Source organism: Pseudomonas sp. LB-090624 (assembly GCF_003205205.1).
In the GTDB taxonomy this organism is placed as follows: Bacteria; Pseudomonadota; Gammaproteobacteria; order Pseudomonadales; family Pseudomonadaceae; genus Aquipseudomonas.
Genome location: NZ_QJRL01000018.1, coordinates 12,353 through 30,248 on the forward strand (window position 1 = coordinate 12,353; position 17,896 = coordinate 30,248).

Sequence of the window (17,896 nt, forward strand, 5' to 3'; positions counted from 1 at the left end):
GGGTATACTCCGACGCAATTTTGCGAAGTTTCAGAGGACTGTTCAATGAGCAACGTCGACCGCGCCGAAATCGCCAAGTTCGAAGCGCTGGCCCACCGCTGGTGGGACCGCGAAAGCGAGTTCAAGCCGCTGCACGAAATCAACCCGCTGCGCGTCAACTGGATCGACGAACGCGCCAGCCTGGCCGGCAAGAAAGTGCTGGACGTAGGCTGCGGCGGCGGCATCCTCAGCGAAGCCATGGCCCTGCGCGGCGCCACGGTCACCGGTATCGACATGGGCGAGGCGCCACTGGCGGTGGCTCAGCTGCACCAGCTGGAGTCCGGTGTGCAGGTAGAGTACCGGCAGATCACCGCCGAAGCCCTGGCCGAGGAAATGCCCGAACAGTTCGATGTGGTCACCTGCCTGGAAATGCTCGAGCACGTACCCGACCCGTCTTCGGTGATCCGCGCCTGCTACCGCATGGTCAAGCCGGGCGGCCAGGTGTTCTTCTCCACCATCAACCGCAACCCCAAGGCTTACCTGCTGGCCATCGTCGGCGCCGAATACATCCTGAAAATGCTGCCGCGCGGCACCCATGACTTCAAGAAGTTCATCCGCCCGTCCGAGCTGGGCGCCTGGAGCCGTGATGCCGGCCTGCAGGTAAAGGACATCATCGGCCTTACCTACAACCCGCTGACCAAGCACTACAAGCTCAACAGCGACGTCGACGTCAACTACATGATCCAGACACTGCGCGAGGAATGAGCATGCGTTTGCGAGCAGTACTCTTCGACATGGACGGCACCTTGCTCGACACCGCGCCGGACTTCATCGCCATCTGCCAGGCCATGCTCGCCGAGCGCGGCCTGCCGGCCGTCGATGACAAGCTTATCCGCGACGTGATTTCCGGCGGCGCACGCGCCATGGTCGCCGCCACGTTTGCCATGGACCCGAACGCCGAGGGCTTCGAGGCCCTGCGCCTGGAGTTTCTCGAGCGCTACCAGCGCGACTGCGCGGTGCACAGCAAGCTGTTCGACGGCATGGGCGAGCTGCTGGCGGACATCGAGAAAGGCAACCTGCTGTGGGGCGTGGTCACCAACAAGCCGGTGCGTTTCGCCGAGCCGATCATGCAGCAGCTGGGCCTGGCCGAGCGCTCGGCACTGCTGATCTGCCCGGACCACGTGAAGAACAGCAAGCCCGACCCCGAGCCGCTGATCCTGGCCTGCAAGACCCTGGGCCTGGACCCAGCCACGGTGCTGTTCGTCGGCGACGACCTGCGCGACATCGAGTCGGGCCGCGACGCAGGCACCCGAACGGCGGCCGTGCGCTACGGCTATATTCATCCAGAGGACAACCCCAACAATTGGGGTGCCGACGTGGTGGTGGACCACCCGCTGGAACTGCGCAAGGTGATCGACAGCGCGCTGTGCGGCTGCTGATTTGCCATGGCTGGAGCCCGGTCCCACAGTGATCGGCGCCACCCCAATGAACAAGGGAAAATGCTGATGTTCGACTACACCGCCCGCCCCGACCTGCTGCAAGGCCGGGTCATCCTGGTTACCGGTGCCGGCCGCGGCATTGGCGCTGCGGCCGCCAAGGCGTATGCCGCGCTGGGCGCCACCGTGCTGTTGCTGGGCAAGACCGAGGCCAACCTGAACGAGGTCTACGACCAGATCGAGGCTGCCGGGCACCCGCAGCCTGTGGTCATCCCGTTCAACCTGGAAACCGCCCTGCCCCACCAGTACGACGAGCTGGCCGTAATGATCGAGGACCAGTTCGGCCGCCTGGACGGCCTGCTGAACAACGCCTCGATCATCGGCCCGCGCACGCCGCTGGAGCAGCTGTCGGGTGACAACTTCATGCGGGTGATGCACATCAACGTCGACGCCACCTTCATGCTCACCAGCACCCTGCTACCGCTGCTGAAGCTGTCGGAGGATGCCTCGGTGGTGTTCACCAGCAGCAGCGTCGGGCGCAAGGGCCGGGCTTACTGGGGCGCCTATGGCGTGTCGAAGTTCGCCACCGAGGGTTTGATGCAGACCCTGGCCGACGAGCTGGAAGGCGTGGCGCCGGTACGCTCCAACAGCATCAACCCGGGCGCCACGCGCACGGCGATGCGGGCGCAGGCGTACCCGAGCGAGAACCCGCAGAACAACCCGCTGCCGGAGGACATCATGCCGGTGTACCTGTACCTGATGGGGCCGGACAGCAAAGGGGTGAATGGGCAGGCGTTCAACGCTCAATAACCCCGCACCGGCCTCTTCGCGGGTTCACCCGTGAAGAGCCCGGCACAGGAAAGCGCTCAGCCCGCAGCCAACGCCGGTCGCATACGGCCTTGCTGGCGCCCTTCCAGCTGCATGCACCGCTCCAGGAACAGGTACATGCAGTCGTAACTCTTGCAGATCGCCCTGCGCAACTCGGTGCGCAGCCCCAGGGTCGGATTCTCACCGGCCAGGGTACAGATGATCTCCAGCGCCTCCCACGGGTGCGCATCGTCATACTGGGCGTGCATCTTCAACCACTTCATCGCCCGTTTGCGGCCTTCCTCGGGGAAACCCTGCGCATAGGTATCGGTCGAGCACACCACCGCCGACCATTCGCCGGTCGCGCCTTCGATGGCGTAGTTCGTCGCGGCCATTGAAATGGCCAGGTTCTCGGTGGCACACACCCGCCAGCACCAGTCGTTCAGGCCATTCAGCTCGGGTGGCACTTCCTGCGCCTGCAGTTCGTGCAGGTGCACGCCATGGGCCTGGCACCAGTTCACCCAGTAGTCAGCGTGGTTGAGCTCGACCCGGATGTTGCGCATCAGCCAGCGCCGGGCCATGTCTTCGCCCTGATGGCGGCCATAGCGGGTCTTGGTCAGGTTATGCGCCATGTACAACGAAAACTGCTCGACCACCGGCCAACCACCGATCAGGTACTGACGAATGGTCGATTGCTTCAGCTGGCCATCGCGCAGACGTGCATAGAATTCATGCTCGACCACCCGGCGCTTGCTCTCGCGGCAGTCCTCAATCAGTTGCTGGGCCCATTGGGGGTAGCTGGCGGGGTCCATCAGTGGCCCGATACGAATGAATGCATCAATCACTTTCAGCTCCTTGATCCATGTGATTTCTAGCTAGCGAAACGTGCCAGGTGCCCGCTGTAACAGAGGCCGGGTGGCGATCCGTTGGCGCTGCAGACTGTCACAGGTGAACACCTGGGGGCGTTCGATCAGGTAGCCCTGGGCGTAGTCCACGCCGATTTCCTGCAGGGCTTGCTCGATCAAGGGTGTTTCGACGAACTCGGCAATGGTGCGCTTACCCATCACATGGCCGATGTGGTTGATGACCTCGACCATGGCCCGGTTGACCGGGTCGTCGAGCATGTCCTTGACGAAACTGCCGTCGATCTTCAGGTAATCCACGGGCAAATGCTTGAGGTAGGCAAACGAGGACATGCCGGCGCAGAAATCATCCAGCGAGAAGCGACAACCCAGCCCTTTCAGCTCGTTGATGAAGCGAATGGCACTGCCCAGGTTGGCGATGGCGCTGGTTTCGGTGATTTCGAAGCAGATCATCCGCGGCGGAATGGCGTATTCGACGAACAGGCGCTGCAGGTACTCGAGGAACTTGTCATCACCAATGCTTGAGCCAGACAGGTTGATCGCGCAGATCGATAGCGGCCCTTCGCGTCCTTCGTCCAGGCACTGGCGGATGACCAGGAACACATTGCGCACCACCCAGCGGTCCAGCGCAGTCATCAGGCCATAGCGCTCGGCCGCCGGAATGAAACTGTTGGGCAGAATGGTGCGGCCGCTCTCGTCATGCAGGCGCAGCAGGATTTCGATATGGCCTGGGCCTTCGAAGCTTTTCAGCGGGGCAATTTCCTGGGCGTACAGGCAGAAGCGGTTTTCTTCCAGGGCCACATGCAAGCGCTGGATCCAGGCCATTTCGCCGAAGCGCATGGACAGTTCGCTGTCGTCGGCATGGTACACCTGCACGCGGTTGCGGCCCTTCTCCTTGGCCATGTAGCAGGCCATGTCGGCGGCCCGCAGCGAGGTTTCGAGGGTGCCGGGGGCCTGGGCGATGTGCACCAGGCCGACGCTGACGGTGGTGACGAACGGCCGCCCCTTCCACACGAAATGCAGGCTCTGCACCAGCTGACGCAGCTGCTCGGCGATACGCTCGGCCTGGTCCGGCGGGCAGTTTTCCAGCAACACACCGAACTCATCCCCACCCAGCCGGGCCAGGGTATCGCCTTCGCGCAGGCCGGATTGCAGCACGGCGCAGATATGTCGCAGCAGCTCGTCACCGGCGGCGTGGCCACAGGTGTCGTTGACCAGCTTGAATTGGTCGAGGTCGAGGAACATCAGCGAATGGCGCCCAGCCTGGCGCGCCAGGCCATTGAGGGCCTGCTCCAGGCGGTACTCGAACTCGCGGCGGTTGGCCAGCCCGGTCAGGGCGTCGTGGGTGGCCTGCCAGGACAAGTTGGCGATGTACTGGCGCTCCTGGGTCATGTCGTGCAGCACCAGCACGATACCGTTGACCTGGCCGTCGTTGACGATCGGTGAGCCCACCAGGTTGATCGACACCGTGCTGCCGTCCAGGCGCTGGATCAGCCGGGCATGCTCGGCGCCGCCCTTGAGGCTGCCGCTGAGCACCTGCTCGACCAGGCTGCGGCCGTCTTCCTCGGCCTGCTCGTCAACCAGGCTGAACAGCGCCGACAGCGGCAGGCCCTGGGCCTGGGCGGCCTGCCAGTGGGTCAACTGCTCGGCGGCCGGGTTCATGTAGCCAATGCAGCCTTCTACATCGGCGGTAATCACCGCATCGCCGATAGCCCGCAGGGTAATCTGTGCCCGCTCTTTTTCTTCCTGCAGGGCGCTGGCAAAGGCCTGGCGCTGGGCCAACAGCTTGCTGGAGCGGCGCCAGGCAATCGCAATCAGGAACATCGCAGTCAGCAGGTTGGTGACCAGCAGCACCCGCAGCAACATGCGTGAGCCTTCGCCCAAGGCATCGCTGAAGGCCTTGGCGGCCGGCGTTACACCTTCGTTGATGGTGACGATGCGGGCCTTCCAGCCATTGATCGTCTGCGCATCGACTGGGCCGGCGTCGTACCGCTGGCGCATCTCGACGGCCAGCACATCCAGCTTGGCCAGGTAGTCGTCACCGATACTCCAGTAGTCGATGGCCGTCTGCATGTAGCTGATGCTGCGGAAGTTGCGGTAGAACCAGATGATCCCGTCGACATCGTCGGGGTGGTTGCCCCCTTGCAGGACCGCCTGGCGCGCGGCGTCCAGGTCGGGGCCGGGCTGGTCCAGCACTTCACGTACCCGTTGGTCGCCCAAGGGGACGGTTATGGCCTGGCGGTAATGCTGGTAGGTACTTGGGTCGTTGGTTTCAGCGTAAAGGGTAAGGTAGTAGATGGCATCTTTCTGGGCCTTGGACCAAAGACTTTCGCCCGCCACATAGGCACGCACGGCCGAGAGCGTATAAAGGCTGAGACTGCCCAGCGCCACCTGGAAGACCACGACGGCGATGAAGGGCCATGTGATGCCAAGCAGCTTCGGCGCTTCGAGTGTGCGATGTCCCTTCATGGAGTCCCTGTCACAGAGCAGATAAGGCGAAGATCGACCCAGACAAGCACAGCGTAGGCCATTTGCCATCGTTGTGGAGGGGATTTTTATGACAAGGAATCGGGGGATTTGCACAGCGTTTGCGCTGGCCATTGCGGGAGCGGGCTAGCCCCGAAACCGACGCCGCGGGTGATGGCACGGGCTTCGCCCACAGTCGCGGGGCAAGCCCGCTCCTGCAGGGGTCGCGCTAGACAACGCCGGACCAGGCAGCCAGGTAATCAGCTCTGCTGCAGGTGCCCATACAGCTTGGCGTATAACCCACCCTCGGCGATCAGCTGCTGATGCCCACCCTCTTCGGCCACGTGCCCGCCATCGAACACCAGCACCCGATCGGCCTGTTTCACCGCCGACAGGCGGTGGGCGATGATCAACGTGGTACGGCCACTGAGGAAGCGCGCCAGGGCCTGGTGCAAGTTGTACTCGGTGGCGGCATCCAGAGCCGAGGTCGCCTCATCGAGGATCACCACCTTGGGCTCCGCCAACACCATGCGGGCAATGGCCAGGCGCTGGCGCTGGCCGCCGGACAAGCGTACCCCAGAGCGCCCGACGATGCTGTCCAGGCCCTGCGGCAAGGCCGTAATGGTGGCATCCAGCTGTGCGATACGCAGCGCCTGCCAGCAAGCCTCGTCACTGCAATCGCGGCCCATGGTCAGGTTGGCGCGCACCGTGTCGTTGAACAGCGACGGGTGCTGCAGCACCACTGCAACGTTCTCGCGCAGGGTTTCCAGGCCGATTTCCTGCAAGCTGGCACCGCCAAAGCGGATGGTCCCGGCCTGGGCGCTGTACAAGCCCAGCAACAGTTGCACCAACGTGCTCTTGCCACCACCGCTGGCACCGACGATCGCCACCTTCTCGCCTGGGGCGATCGACAGGTCGAGGTGTTCGAGCACCGGCTCATCGGCGTAGGCAAAGCGCAGGTCGCGAACCTCTATGCCGACCGTCTCGCGGCCGGCGAACGGGTCGCTGGCCGCCGGGTACTGGGGTTCGTCGGCACGGGCCAACAGTTCATTGAGGCGGCTCAGCGCGCCGCCGGCGGCATAGTAGGCATATTGCAGGTTGAGCAACTGCTCGACCGGGCCGATCATGAACCACAGGTAGCTGAACACCGCCAGCATCTGGCCGATCGACAGGTCGGAAAACAGCACTGTAAGCATGGCCGCAGCACGGAAGATGTCGATCCCGAACTGGAACAACAGGCCGCTGGCACGGCCACTGGCATCGCTTTTCCATTGCGAGTCCACGGCGTAATCGCGCACTTCGCGGGCGCGCAGGCCCAGGCGGCCGAGGAAGTAACCCTGGCGGTTGCCGGCGCGGATTTCCTGGATGGCATCGAGGGTTTCCGTCAGCGCCTGGGTGAAGCGTGAGGTGCTGTCGTTCTCAAGCTTTTTCAGGTGTTTGACACGTTTGCCCAGCTGCACGGTGAAGTAGATCACCAGCGGGTTGAACAGTAGGATCAGCAAGGCCAGCTGCCAGTGCATCCAGATCAGGATGGCCGCGGTGCCGGTCAGGGTCAGCATGGCCACCAGGAAACGGCTGAGGGTTTCGCCGACGAACTTGTCGAGGGTGTCCAGGTCGGTGACCAGGTGGGTGGTTACCGTACCACTGCCCAGGCTTTCGTATTCCTTCAGCGAAATACGCTTGAGCCTTTCGATCAGGCGGATGCGCAGGCGGTAGACGATGTCTTTGGCGAGGCCGGCGAACAGCTTGGCCTGTACCACGTTGAACGCCAGCGCAGCCAGCCGCAGGCACAGGGTCAATGCCAGCATCAGGCCGATATAGCCGGCGGCCACCTGCCAGCTGGACGGCAGCAGGTGGTTCATCCATTTCAGCGCAGCATCGCCATGGCCGAGCAGCACTTCGTCCACCAGCAGCGGCAGCAACAGCGGAATGGGCACGCTGCAGCAGGCCGCCAGCACGGCGATGAGGTTGGCGGACCAGAGGTTTTTCTCGTGATGCAGGGCCAGACGGCGGATTTCCGCCCAGCTCAATCGATCGGCCGCAGTGCTGGGCTTGCCCGGCACCGGGTCGGGTGACCCAGGCACATCAAGCACAAGCGGCCTGCTGCAGCCAGCGGCCGAGCAAGGGTTGCAGGCGCTCCAGTGGCTGGTAGCCATTGGTCAGCAGGGCCAGTTGGCCATTGCGCTCGGCCAGCAGCGTCGGGAAGCCGGCAATACCGAGGTCCTGGGCCCACCCGAAATCGGCGGCGGTAGCTGCGCGGGTGTCGGCACGGGCGAAGGTGTCGGCGAACAGCATACGGTCGAAGCCGGCCTGCTCGGCCAGATCGACCAGATGCGGCGCGGTGGTCACATCCACACCCTGCTCGTAGAACGAGCGCTGGATCAATGCCAGCAGCGGCCACACGCCCTCGACGCCCAGTTCGCGGGCGGTGACCAGGGCGCGGCAGGCCGGTTCTGTGTCGTAGACGAAACCGTCGGGCATGGCCCCCTCGAAGCGGAACGGCTGGCCGGTAGCGTCGGCCACCGCCTGCCAGTGTTCGAGGATGTACTTGCGGGTGGCGCTGTCAAGCGCGCTGCCGCCAGTGCGCAGCCCGCCCGGCACCAGGTGGGTAGACACGCCTGAGTCACGCGCCTGGGCGATCAGGGCCTCGGCCACCGGCGCGAACCCCCAGCACCAGGAGCACATCGGGTCCATCACATAGATCAGGCGTGCAGACATGCATCAAGCCTCGGCTTTGTAGTTGTAACCGATCGGGTGCGGCAGGTTGCGGGCCTTGGCCAGCTCGATCTGCTTCTGCCGGTCGATGGCACTGCGCCGGGTCTTCTCGCTCAGGCTGTCCCAGCAATGTGGGCAGCTGACACCTGGCGAATAGTGCTCGGACGCGCGCTCCTCTGCATTGATCGGGTGGCGGCAGGCGTGGCACTGGTCGTACTCGCCTTCGCTAAGGTCATGGCGCACCGTGACGCGGTTGTCGAAGACGAAGCAGTCGCCGTCCCACAGGCTGTCTTCCTGAGGCACTTCCTCGAAGTATTTCAGGATGCCGCCTTTAAGATGATAGACCGCCTCGAAGCCTTCACCGAGCATGTAGCTCGAAGCTTTTTCGCAGCGAATGCCGCCGGTGCAGAACATCGCCACCTTCTTGTGCTTGCTGGGGTCGAAGTTGGCCTTGATGTAATCCGGGAACTCGCGGAAGGTTTCGGTCTTCGGGTCGATGGCGCCCTTGAAAGTGCCGATGGCCACTTCGTAATCGTTGCGGGTGTCGATAAGCAACACTTCCGGGTCGCTGATCAGGGCGTTCCAGTCCTTGGGCTCGACGTAGGTGCCGACTGCCTGGTTGGGGTCTACGCCCGGCACGCCGAGGGTGACGATTTCCTTCTTAAGCTTGACCTTGGTGCGGTAGAACGGCTGTTCGTCGCAATACGACTCTTTATGGTCGACATCGACCAGGCGCGCGTCGTTGCGCAACCATGCCAGCAGGCCATCGATGCCTTCGCGGGTGGCCGATACGGTGCCGTTGATGCCCTCGTGGGCCAGCAGCAGGGTGCCTTTGACGTTGTTGTCGAGCATGGCCTTGAGCAGTGGCTCACGCAGCTCGACGTAGTCTTCCAGGGTGACGAACTTGTACAGCGCCGCGACGACGATGGCTTGGGACATGAAGCAGGTTCTCCAGGTGGTTGCCCTCGTAAGGGGCGGACCGGGTTACACAATGAACAAAGGGCCGCTGCGCGCCCCATCGCCGGCAAGCCGGCGCCCACGGGTGGAGTACCTGTGGAAGCTGGCTTGCTGGCGATGGGCTGCACAGCAGCCCCCTTTGGGATGAAGCGGATTCTACCAGAACAACAAAAAGGTTTCAGTGCCCGCCGCCGGCGCACACTGGGGAGGCCGGTGCAACGCCGACCTTGGCCCACTCTTCGGCGGTGTAGGTATGAATGGCCAGGGCATGGATCTGGCCCATCAGCTCACCCATGGTGGCGTACACCTTCTGGTGGCGCTTGACGCTGTTCAACCCGGCAAACTGCTCGCAGACGATCACTGCCTTGTAGTGGGTCTCCTGACCACGACTGTGCATGTGGCTTTCGTCGAGCACTTGCAGGTGTTGCGGCGCCAGCGTCGCCAGCTGCTGTTCGATACGCTGCTGCATGGTCATTGCGGCGTACTCACTTCTTCGCCGGGGCGGCGGCCTTGCCGGCGTTAGGGTCCAGCTCCTTGGTCATGTCTTCCAGCAGCTTGTTCACCACCGGTACTGCGGGCTCCAGGCTCTGCTGGGTCAGCTGCGCCGACTGCTGGGTGACCTTGGGCATTTCACGCAGCACTTTCTTGCCCAGCGGCGACTCGTAGAACTTGACCAGGTCCTTCAGCTCCTGCTCGGTGAAGGTCTGGGTGTACAGGTCGACCATCTTCGGCTTCAGCTTGTTCCAGCCGATGGCGTTGTCCAGGGCGGCGTTGGCCTTGGCCTGGTAGCTTTCCAGCACCGGCTGCTTGGCGGCCGGGGCCTTGGTCTGGGCGAAGCGTTGGGCGAACATCTGCTGCACTTGCATGTACACCGGGGTGCCCAGCTTGTCGGCGTTGGCCAGGGTCAGGAATTTCTCGGCAGCAGCGTTGTGGCTGGCAGTGGCAGCGAGTACCTGGCCGCTGGCGCAAACCAGTGCAACGGCGGCACAAAGGACACGGAGACGGGTCATTGCATTTCCTTCAACAAGAGGGAGGCGGGTACCTCAGAGTAGAGCATTCTGCGCCGTGGTGGCGATGTGCTCAAGTGGCACGACGAGCGATGGAACCGCTCCGTCGAATGAGGGCCTAAACTGCGATTTCGAACTACACAGGAGTGCGTACAGAATGAGCCGTATCGAGACAGACAGCCTGGGCCCGGTCGAAGTTCCTGAGGACGCCTACTGGGGTGCGCAGACCCAGCGTTCATTGATCAACTTCGCCATTGGCAAGGAACGCATGCCCCTTGCGGTGCTGCACGCCCTGGCGCTGATCAAGAAGGCCGCGGCACGCGTCAACGACCGCAATGGCGACCTGCCGGCCGACATCGCCCGGCTGATCGAACAGGCCGCCGACGAAGTGCTGGCTGGCCGGCACGATGACCAGTTCCCGTTGGTCGTCTGGCAGACCGGCAGCGGCACCCAGAGCAACATGAACGTCAACGAAGTGATCGCCGGGCGCGCCAACGAACTGGCCGGCAAGGGGCGTGGCGGCAAGGCGCCAGTGCACCCCAACGACCACGTCAACCGCTCGCAGAGTTCCAACGACTGTTTCCCCACTGCCATGCACATTGCTGCTGCGCAGGCGGTGCATGAAAAATTGCTGCCGGCGATTGCCGAGCTGTCCTCGGGGCTGGCCGAACTGTCGGCGCGCCACAACAAACTGGTCAAAACCGGCCGCACACACATGATGGACGCCACGCCGATCACCTTCGGCCAGGAAGTGTCGGCCTTCGTCGCCCAGCTCGACTACGCCCAGCGGGCCATCCGCGCCACCCTGCCAGCGGTGTGCGAACTGGCCCAGGGTGGCACCGCCGTAGGTACTGGGCTGAACGCCCCGCATGGTTTTGCCGAGGCCATCGCCGCCGAGCTGGCGGCAGAGTCAGGTTTGCCGTTCGTCACCGCGCCCAACAAGTTTGCAGCGCTGGCCGGCCACGAACCGCTCACCAGCCTGGCGGGCGCCCTGAAAACCCTGGCCGTGGCCTTGATGAAAATTGCCAACGACCTGCGCCTGCTGGGTTCCGGCCCGCGCGCCGGCCTGGCCGAGGTGCGCCTGCCGGCCAACGAGCCCGGCAGCTCGATCATGCCGGGCAAGGTCAACCCCACCCAGTGCGAAGCGCTGTCGATGCTGGCCTGCCAGGTGCTGGGCAATGACGCGGCCATTGGCTTTGCCGCCAGCCAAGGGCATTTGCAGCTGAACGTGTTCAAGCCGGTAATCATTCATAACCTGTTGCAGTCGGTCGAGTTGCTGGCTGATGGTTGCCGCAACTTCCAGCAGCATTGTGTGGCGGGCATCGAGCCGGATGCCGAGCAGATGGCCGCGCACCTGGAGCGGGGCTTGATGCTGGTGACGGCGTTGAACCCGCATATTGGCTATGACAAGGCGGCGGAAATTGCCAAGAAGGCGTATAGCGAGGGCAAGACCTTGCGCGAGGCTGCATTGGCGCTGAAGTACCTGACCAATGAACAGTTCGATCAGTGGGCACGGCCGGAGAACATGCTGGCGCCTGGGGGCAAAGGCTAGATTTCCCCATGAGCCGCCCCGGTTGCCTCATCACCTCGGCACCGCGCCACGGGCGGCTCACCGTTTTATCGGGTAGATGCCTATCTCTCTGGCACTCAAGAAATCGGGTCATCCCCGGTACGAGGATAAGCATGGGTCAGACTTTCCCACATGTAATGAAAATCGCCTTGCGTCGGCCGATGTCTTTGCACAAATGCGCGAGTTTCCGGCAAAGAGTGCCCCAAACGGACCGCATAGTGGGTATAACCAATTTCAAATGTCCATTGAGCACTCAACTGGATGCCGTGGTATCGCTTACAAATGTCTGGCATCAATGCAATGTTTTCATACCGAGAATGAAACTCCATCGTCTGCATCATTCGCGCCATGGCTTGCGTTTCTTCATCCCTGTACAGATCGATCCCCTGCAATAACGCCGTTTCAGCCACATTGATAGTAGCCGCCAGACCATAAGCGGTGTGGGCGAAGTCCCGACAGCTCTCAACGTTCATCCCCTCAATGTATCGGTATGGACTACCCCACTGTTGATTGACCTCTTCGTCGGTCGGCACCCGGGTCCAATTGGGCAGTAGTCTGGGACGCGCTCCATCACTTTCCAGATAAATGGACGCCACGATATGGTCTTTCCATAACTGGATACTCCTGGCGAAGATTTCGTGATTGTCAGTAAAAATCGCTATATATAAAAGTGCCTCGATACCTGTGGAGCGCCAATTGCCAGGCACGGTATCCCACTTCCACCCGTCACCATGGAAGAGGTCCTCTATGATCGGTTGAAACTGCGCTTCCAACATCCCTCTGAATCGCGCCTTACCTTCAGTCGTCCAGCCAGACGCAGTATGAGCAAGGATTTCCGCAGCACTGATGAATAAGCACGCTGCCCACGATGCCTGAAGGCGTGCATTTTCGCCGATATGTCCTCCGGTAAATTCTCGAGACCATGCGTCAAGGATTTTGATGGCAGTAGCTGCATATTCCTTGTCATCCTTGATCACCCAGAGCAATGCCTGCGCATAGGCAGCCTGACCATCTCGAGTTTCATCAGTACACCCACAATCCGGCTGGCTATAAGCTCCGCAATCCACTACCTCGCGCGGCTTCGGAACCCAGTTTTTATCTGCTCTTTTCAAATAATCATTCAGTACTTTTTCACTGGCACTCTTCCAAGGCTCACGGTGTAGATTATGACGAACGAATTGCTCAAGGTAATTCACATTGACCTTTATACCAGGATGCACAAAATTATGTACCTTCATATTGCTTACCCTGCTCGACCTTCAGGCACATTGAATCCAAATGGCAAAAGACTCGCAACTGGTAGAAATACTAGGCAATTCCTCGGATGATCAGGCGCGCTGATGTTTCGCGAGGTACTGCATCAGCCTCAAACCCACAGGGATCGCGCTAGATTCTAGAAAGTGAGCAAGGCAGTTCTCCCACAGGCTTAGTGAACCTGAGCCAATCGCGCCTTGCGCGCGCGCCAACTAGCCACCAGCGATGGCCCCAGCGCTACCAGCGCCGAGCCGGACACCACGGTCACCGCCCCTACATAACCCAGGGCATTGATGTCCTCGGCCTGCACATACTCAGGCCACACCAGTGCCGCCAGCGCCACCGCGACAAAGGTCACCAGCGGTGTCAACGCCAGGGTGGCACTCACCCGCGACGCCTCCCAGTGCGCCAGCGCCTCGGCAAATGCGCCGTAAGCCACCAGGGTATTCAGGCAGCAGGCCAGCAGCAGCCAGCCCTGCACCGGAGTCAGTTGCAACGCCTCCAGCGGGTGTACCCAAGGCGTGAGCAGTGCAGCGCAACTGAGGTAGATCACCATCATCACCTGCTGTGAATGCCACACGGTCAGCAGTTGCTTCTGACTGAGGGCGTAAAACACCCAGATGCTGGTGGCCAGCAGAATGGTCAACACGCCGGTGGTGTAGGTACTCAGTGACGTCAGCAGCTCTTCGAGGCGCTGGTTGAAGAACAGGCCAAAACCCGCCAGCAAAATCAGCAGGCCCACGCCCTGCCCCAGGCTGAAGCGCTCACGAAACACGAACACGCTGGCCACCAGCAACAGCACCGGGCCGACCTGCACCACCAGTTGCGCGGTACCGGGGCTGAGCAGGTTGAGGCCGATCAGGTACAGCACGTAGTTGCCCATCAGGCCAAGTACGGCCACCACGACAAGGCCCTTCCCCTTGGGCGCCAGCTGGGTGAACGACGGCAAGCGTCGCTTGGCTGCCAGCCAGGCGAACAGCAGGCCACCGGAAACCAGCAGGCGGTACCAGGTGACGGTAATGGGGTCGACCACTTGCAGCACCTGCTTGAGCTTGATCGGCAAGATCCCCCAAAGCAATGCAGTGAGAAGTGCCAGGAACAGGCCATAGGTCCAGCGGCCGGAAGTGGTGTGCATAGTTTCCTCGATCAAGCCCGTGGTGGGAATGATTGAATTCTACGGGCTTGGGGGACTGTTACGGGGAACCGTACCGAGAAAAGAATTCATCCAATCATTCTTGTAGGGCATGGGCTGAGATTCTTTGCGCCTGTGAGATCCAGCGCCTCATTGATGGTGCGCAACACCTTCACCCGCGCCCAGCGCTTGTCATTGGCCTCCACCAGCGTCCACGGCGCGATCTCGCTGCTGGTGCGGTCGACCATGTCACCCACGGCCTGGGTGTAGTCACCCCACTTGTCACGGTTGCGCCAGTCATCTTCGGTGATCTTGTAGCGTTTGAACGGGATCTGCTCACGCTCCTGGAAACGCTCGAGCTGGGTCTGCTGGTCGATCGCCAGCCAGAACTTCACCACCACAACTCCCGCATTCACCAACTGCTCTTCGAAGTCGTTGATCTCGCTGTAGGCGCGCATCCAGTCGGCCGGGGTGCAGAAGCCTTCGACCCGCTCCACCAGCACCCGGCCATACCAGGAACGGTCGAAGATAGTGAACTTGCCGCGCGCCGGAATGTGCCGCCAGAACCGCCACAGGTACGGCTGCGCGCGTTCTTCTTCAGTCGGTGCGGCAATCGGCACGATGCGATACTGGCGCGGGTCCAGCGCTGCGGCCACGCGGCGGATGGCACCGCCCTTGCCGGCGGCATCGTTGCCTTCGAACACCGCCACCAGCGCATGCCGGCGCATGCGTTTGTCACGTAGCAGCCCTGCCAGGCGCGCCTGTTCGGTTACCAGTTGCTCTTGGTAATCGGCCTTGTCCAGACGCAGGGTCATGTCCAGGGCCCCGAGCAGGCTGCGGTCGTCGATACTGCGGCCCAGCGGGGCCACGTTACCTTGGTGCTTGCCCTTGGGGTTGTTGGCCAGCGCGGCCTGCAGGCTTTCCAGCAAGATGCGCCCCACCGCCAGGCTGCGGTAGTTCGGGTCGACCCCCTCGACGATATGCCAGGGCGCATAATCGCGGCTGGTGCGGCGCAGCACACGCTCGCCAAAGCGTACGAAGCGGTCGTAGGTTTCTGACTGCTGCCAGTCCAGCGGGCTGATCTTCCAACTGTGCAGTGGGTCGTCCTTGAGCGATTTCAGGCGGGCCTTCATCTGCTTCTTGGACAAGTGGAACCAGAACTTGATGATCAGCGCGCCCTCGTCGCACAGCATCTGCTCCAGGCGTTCAGCGCCGGTGATGGCCTGGTCGAGGACGGCGTCCTTGAACAGCCTGTGCACCCGCCCCTGCAGCATCTGGCTGTACCAATTGCCGAAGAACACGCCCATCCGCCCCTTCGGTGGCAACGCCCGCCAATAGCGCCAGGCCGGCGGCCGGGCCAGTTCTTCGTCGGTCTGCTGGTCGAAGGTGAGCACGTCGATCATGCGCGGGTCCATCCACTCGTTGAGCAGCTTGACCGTCTCACCCTTGCCGGCGCCTTCGACGCCGTTGATCAGCACGATCACCGGAAAACGCGCCTGCTGTTTGAGTTCGTACTGGGCTTCGAGCAAGGCCTCGCGCAAAGCGGGTACCTCGGCGTCGTAAGCCTCCTTGTCGATGCTGTGGCCGATTTCGGCGGATTCGAACATGCACTGGCTCCTTCAATGGATAAGCAAGACTAGCGGATTTCATTTCTGTCTGTACCGACCCCTTCATGGGAAAACCCGCTCCCACAGGGGGTGCGGATGGCATAAAATCGCGCCATCCGCTGCAATCGAGCCCACCATGTCCACCCTCCTCCAGCACGCCCAGATCGACTGGGACGACCAGGGCCGCCCCCACTCGCGGCAGTACGACGACGTCTATTTCGCAGTCAACGAAGGCATCGAAGAAACCAAGCACGTGTTTCTCGGCCAGACCCGTCTGGCCGAGCGCTTTGCCGACCTGGCAGCGCACGCCAGCCTGGTGATCGGTGAAACCGGTTTTGGCACCGGGATGAACTTTTTCTGTGCCTGGCAGCTTTTTGAACAGCACGCGCACAGCGATGCCCGCCTGCACTTCGTCAGTGTCGAGAAGTACCCCCTTGGCCACGCCGACATGGCCCGTGCCGTGCGCCTGTGGCCTGAGCTTGCCGCCTACAGCGAGCCCCTGCTGGCGCAGTACGTGGCAGTGCATCCGGGCTTCCAGCAATTCACCTTTGCTGAGGGCCGGGTCACCCTTACCCTGCTGATTGGCGATGTCCTGGAGCAGTTACCGCAACTGGATGCACAGGTTGACGTGTGGTTCCTCGACGGCTTCGCCCCGGCCAAGAACCCCGACATGTGGACCCCGGAGCTGTTCGCGCAGCTGGCGCGGCTGTCACACCCGGGCACAGTGCTGGGCACCTTCACCACCACCGGCTGGGTCCGCCGCAGCTTGGTAGAAGCCGGTTTTGCCATGAAGAAAGTGCCAGGCATCGGCAAGAAGTGGGAGGTGATGAGTGGTGCCTACATCGGCCCCCAACCCGGCCCTGGTGCCCCTTGGTACGCTCGCCCGCCTGCTGCACATCACCCGCGAGAGGCACTGGTGATCGGTGCCGGGCTTGCCGGTAGCGCCAGCGCCGCCAGCCTGGCCCGGCGTGGTTGGCAGGTGACCGTGCTCGAGCGCCACGGCGCGCCAGCACAGGAAGCGTCGGGCAACCCGCAAGGGGTGCTGTACCTCAAGCTGTCGGCCCATGGCACCGCGCTGTCGCAGATGATCCTGTCCGGCTTCGGTTACACCCGGCGCCAACTGCAACACTTGCAGCGCGGCCGCGACTGGGATGCCTGCGGGGTGCTGCAACTGGCCTTCGACAGCAAGGAGGCCGAGCGCCAGGGCAAACTGGCTGCCGTTTTCGACCACGATTTGCTGCATGCGCTGACACGCGCTGAGGCCGAAGCCATCGCCGGGGTGGCATTGCCTGGCGGCGGGCTGTTCTACCCCGAAGGTGGCTGGGTGCATCCGCCGGCGCTGTGCCAGCAACAGTTGCAGCACCCAGGTATCCGCCTGGTGACCCATCAGGAAGTCATCGAGCTACGCAAGGTCGATGAACGCTGGCAGGCCTGGGCGGGCGAGCAGCTGTTGGCCAGTGCACCTGTGGTGATCCTCGCCGGGGCTGCCGAGGTGCGGCGCTTCGAGCCCTGTGCAGGGTTGCCGCTCAAGCGCATACGTGGACAGATCACCCGCTTGCCGGCTACCGCCAGCAGCCGGGCGCTGCGCACCGTGGTGTGCGCGGAGGGCTACGTGGCACCGCCGCGGGGTGATGAACACACCCTGGGGGCGAGCTTTGATTTCCACAGCCAAGACCTGGCGCCGACAGTGGCCGAGCACCAGGGCAACCTGGCGTTGCTGGATGAGATTTCCACTGACCTGGCCCAGCGCCTGGGCGTGGCGGAGCTGAACCCTGAGCAATTGCAAGGGCGCGCGGCGTTCCGTTGTACCAGCCCGGATTATCTGCCGATCGTCGGGCCGGTGGCTGACGCACAGGCATTCGCCGAAGTTTATGCCGTTTTAGGCCGGGATGCCCGGCAGGTGCCGGATGTGCCCTGCCCTTGGCTGGAAGGGTTGTATGTGAACAGCGGGCACGGGTCGCGCGGGTTGATCACGGCGCCTTTGAGCGGGGAGCTGATGGCCGCCTGGGTCTGCGGCGAGCCGCTGCCGGTGCCGCGGGAGGTGGCGCAGGCGTGTCATCCGAACCGGTTTGCCTTGCGCCGGTTGATTCGGGGGAAGTGATT

Annotated in this window: 15 protein-coding genes; 5 read left to right on the forward strand and 10 right to left on the reverse strand. The window is 62.7% G+C overall.

What is annotated here, in order from left to right:
- The first annotated feature begins 45 nt into the window (after positions 1-45).
- The 3 genes from ubiG to DMX11_RS16970 all read left to right on the forward strand — a co-directional run bounded on the left by ubiG (position 46) and on the right by DMX11_RS16970 (position 2,225).
- Positions 46-744: a bifunctional 2-polyprenyl-6-hydroxyphenol methylase/3-demethylubiquinol 3-O-methyltransferase UbiG gene (gene ubiG, locus DMX11_RS16960; RefSeq protein WP_012271034.1), complete on the forward strand. Its 699-nt coding sequence runs from the start codon at positions 46-48 to the stop codon at positions 742-744.
- Positions 745-746: 2 nt separating this feature from the next.
- On the forward strand, positions 747-1,418 hold the full coding sequence (mupP, locus tag DMX11_RS16965; RefSeq protein ID WP_110745553.1) for an N-acetylmuramic acid 6-phosphate phosphatase MupP: 672 nt from the start codon (positions 747-749) through the stop codon (positions 1,416-1,418).
- A 66-nt stretch (positions 1,419-1,484) separates the two neighbouring features.
- Positions 1,485-2,225, forward strand: a complete 741-nt coding sequence (locus tag DMX11_RS16970; protein ID WP_110745626.1) for a YciK family oxidoreductase — start codon at positions 1,485-1,487, stop codon at positions 2,223-2,225.
- Between the two features lie 56 nt (positions 2,226-2,281).
- Here DMX11_RS16970 and DMX11_RS16975 read toward each other — a convergent pair whose 3' ends face one another.
- The 7 genes from DMX11_RS16975 to DMX11_RS17005 form a co-directional block, all read right to left on the reverse strand.
- Positions 2,282-3,067 (reverse strand): TenA family transcriptional regulator, encoded by a 786-nt coding sequence (locus DMX11_RS16975; protein WP_110745554.1) that lies wholly within the window; start codon positions 3,065-3,067, stop codon positions 2,282-2,284.
- A gap of 30 nt (positions 3,068-3,097) precedes the next feature.
- Complete coding sequence (locus tag DMX11_RS16980) at positions 3,098-5,554, reverse strand: EAL domain-containing protein (RefSeq protein ID WP_110745555.1); 2,457 nt, start codon at positions 5,552-5,554, stop codon at positions 3,098-3,100.
- Positions 5,555-5,811: 257 nt separating this feature from the next.
- On the reverse strand, positions 5,812-7,644 hold the full coding sequence (locus tag DMX11_RS16985; protein ID WP_110745556.1) for an ABC transporter ATP-binding protein: 1,833 nt from the start codon (positions 7,642-7,644) through the stop codon (positions 5,812-5,814).
- Positions 7,637-8,269 carry a DsbA family protein gene (locus tag DMX11_RS16990; RefSeq protein WP_110745557.1) on the reverse strand — a complete coding sequence of 211 codons (633 nt, stop codon included), beginning with the start codon at positions 8,267-8,269 and terminating at the stop codon, positions 7,637-7,639. Before DMX11_RS16990 ends, DMX11_RS16985 begins: the two co-directional genes overlap by 8 nt.
- A 3-nt stretch (positions 8,270-8,272) precedes the next feature.
- Positions 8,273-9,205 (reverse strand): rhodanese-related sulfurtransferase, encoded by a 933-nt coding sequence (locus tag DMX11_RS16995; protein ID WP_110745558.1) that lies wholly within the window; start codon positions 9,203-9,205, stop codon positions 8,273-8,275.
- A 196-nt stretch (positions 9,206-9,401) separates the two neighbouring features.
- Positions 9,402-9,698 carry a BolA family transcriptional regulator gene (locus DMX11_RS17000; RefSeq protein WP_110745559.1) on the reverse strand — a complete coding sequence of 99 codons (297 nt, stop codon included), beginning with the start codon at positions 9,696-9,698 and terminating at the stop codon, positions 9,402-9,404.
- Between the two features lie 10 nt (positions 9,699-9,708).
- Positions 9,709-10,233 (reverse strand): DUF2059 domain-containing protein, encoded by a 525-nt coding sequence (locus tag DMX11_RS17005; protein WP_003252642.1) that lies wholly within the window; start codon positions 10,231-10,233, stop codon positions 9,709-9,711.
- A gap of 154 nt (positions 10,234-10,387) precedes the next feature.
- On the opposite strand from DMX11_RS17005, the gene DMX11_RS17010 reads away from it, so the two are divergent.
- Positions 10,388-11,782: a class II fumarate hydratase gene (locus DMX11_RS17010; protein WP_110745560.1), complete on the forward strand. Its 1,395-nt coding sequence runs from the start codon at positions 10,388-10,390 to the stop codon at positions 11,780-11,782.
- Positions 11,783-11,877: 95 nt separating this feature from the next.
- On the opposite strand, the gene DMX11_RS17015 is transcribed toward DMX11_RS17010, so the two are convergent.
- From DMX11_RS17015 to pap, 3 genes are all read right to left on the reverse strand, one after another.
- Positions 11,878-13,038, reverse strand: coding sequence for an alginate lyase family protein (locus DMX11_RS17015; protein ID WP_110745561.1), 1,161 nt, complete (start codon positions 13,036-13,038; stop codon positions 11,878-11,880).
- A 188-nt stretch (positions 13,039-13,226) separates the two neighbouring features.
- A complete protein-coding gene (locus DMX11_RS17020; protein ID WP_110745562.1) occupies positions 13,227-14,189 on the reverse strand; it encodes a DMT family transporter in 963 nt (320 codons plus the stop codon).
- Between the two features lie 86 nt (positions 14,190-14,275).
- Positions 14,276-15,793, reverse strand: coding sequence for a polyphosphate:AMP phosphotransferase (gene pap / locus DMX11_RS17025; RefSeq protein WP_110745563.1), 1,518 nt, complete (start codon positions 15,791-15,793; stop codon positions 14,276-14,278).
- Positions 15,794-15,929: 136 nt separating this feature from the next.
- On the opposite strand from pap, the gene mnmC reads away from it, so the two are divergent.
- Positions 15,930-17,894, forward strand: coding sequence for a bifunctional tRNA (5-methylaminomethyl-2-thiouridine)(34)-methyltransferase MnmD/FAD-dependent 5-carboxymethylaminomethyl-2-thiouridine(34) oxidoreductase MnmC (gene mnmC, locus DMX11_RS17030; protein ID WP_110745564.1), 1,965 nt, complete (start codon positions 15,930-15,932; stop codon positions 17,892-17,894).
- Positions 17,895-17,896: the final 2 nt, after the last annotated feature.

Bases quoted from the DNA above. Each gene is read 5' to 3' on its own strand.
- DMX11_RS16970 (WP_110745626.1), top strand. From the start codon at position 1,485: ATGTTCGACTACACCGCCCGCCCCGACCTGCTGCAAGGCCGGGTCATC.
- DMX11_RS16980 (WP_110745555.1), bottom strand. From the start codon at position 5,554: ATGAAGGGACATCGCACACTCGAAGCGCCGAAGCTGCTTGGCATCACA.
- DMX11_RS16990 (WP_110745557.1), bottom strand. From the start codon at position 8,269: ATGTCTGCACGCCTGATCTATGTGATGGACCCGATGTGCTCCTGGTGC.
- DMX11_RS17015 (WP_110745561.1), bottom strand. From the start codon at position 13,038: ATGAAGGTACATAATTTTGTGCATCCTGGTATAAAGGTCAATGTGAAT.
- DMX11_RS17010 (WP_110745560.1), top strand. From the start codon at position 10,388: ATGAGCCGTATCGAGACAGACAGCCTGGGCCCGGTCGAAGTTCCTGAG.
- DMX11_RS17005 (WP_003252642.1), bottom strand. From the start codon at position 10,233: ATGACCCGTCTCCGTGTCCTTTGTGCCGCCGTTGCACTGGTTTGCGCC.
- pap (WP_110745563.1), bottom strand. From the start codon at position 15,793: ATGTTCGAATCCGCCGAAATCGGCCACAGCATCGACAAGGAGGCTTAC.
- mnmC (WP_110745564.1), top strand. From the start codon at position 15,930: ATGTCCACCCTCCTCCAGCACGCCCAGATCGACTGGGACGACCAGGGC.
- mupP (WP_110745553.1), top strand. From the start codon at position 747: ATGCGTTTGCGAGCAGTACTCTTCGACATGGACGGCACCTTGCTCGAC.
- DMX11_RS17000 (WP_110745559.1), bottom strand. From the start codon at position 9,698: ATGACCATGCAGCAGCGTATCGAACAGCAGCTGGCGACGCTGGCGCCG.
- ubiG (WP_012271034.1), top strand. From the start codon at position 46: ATGAGCAACGTCGACCGCGCCGAAATCGCCAAGTTCGAAGCGCTGGCC.
- DMX11_RS17020 (WP_110745562.1), bottom strand. From the start codon at position 14,189: ATGCACACCACTTCCGGCCGCTGGACCTATGGCCTGTTCCTGGCACTT.
- DMX11_RS16995 (WP_110745558.1), bottom strand. From the start codon at position 9,205: ATGTCCCAAGCCATCGTCGTCGCGGCGCTGTACAAGTTCGTCACCCTG.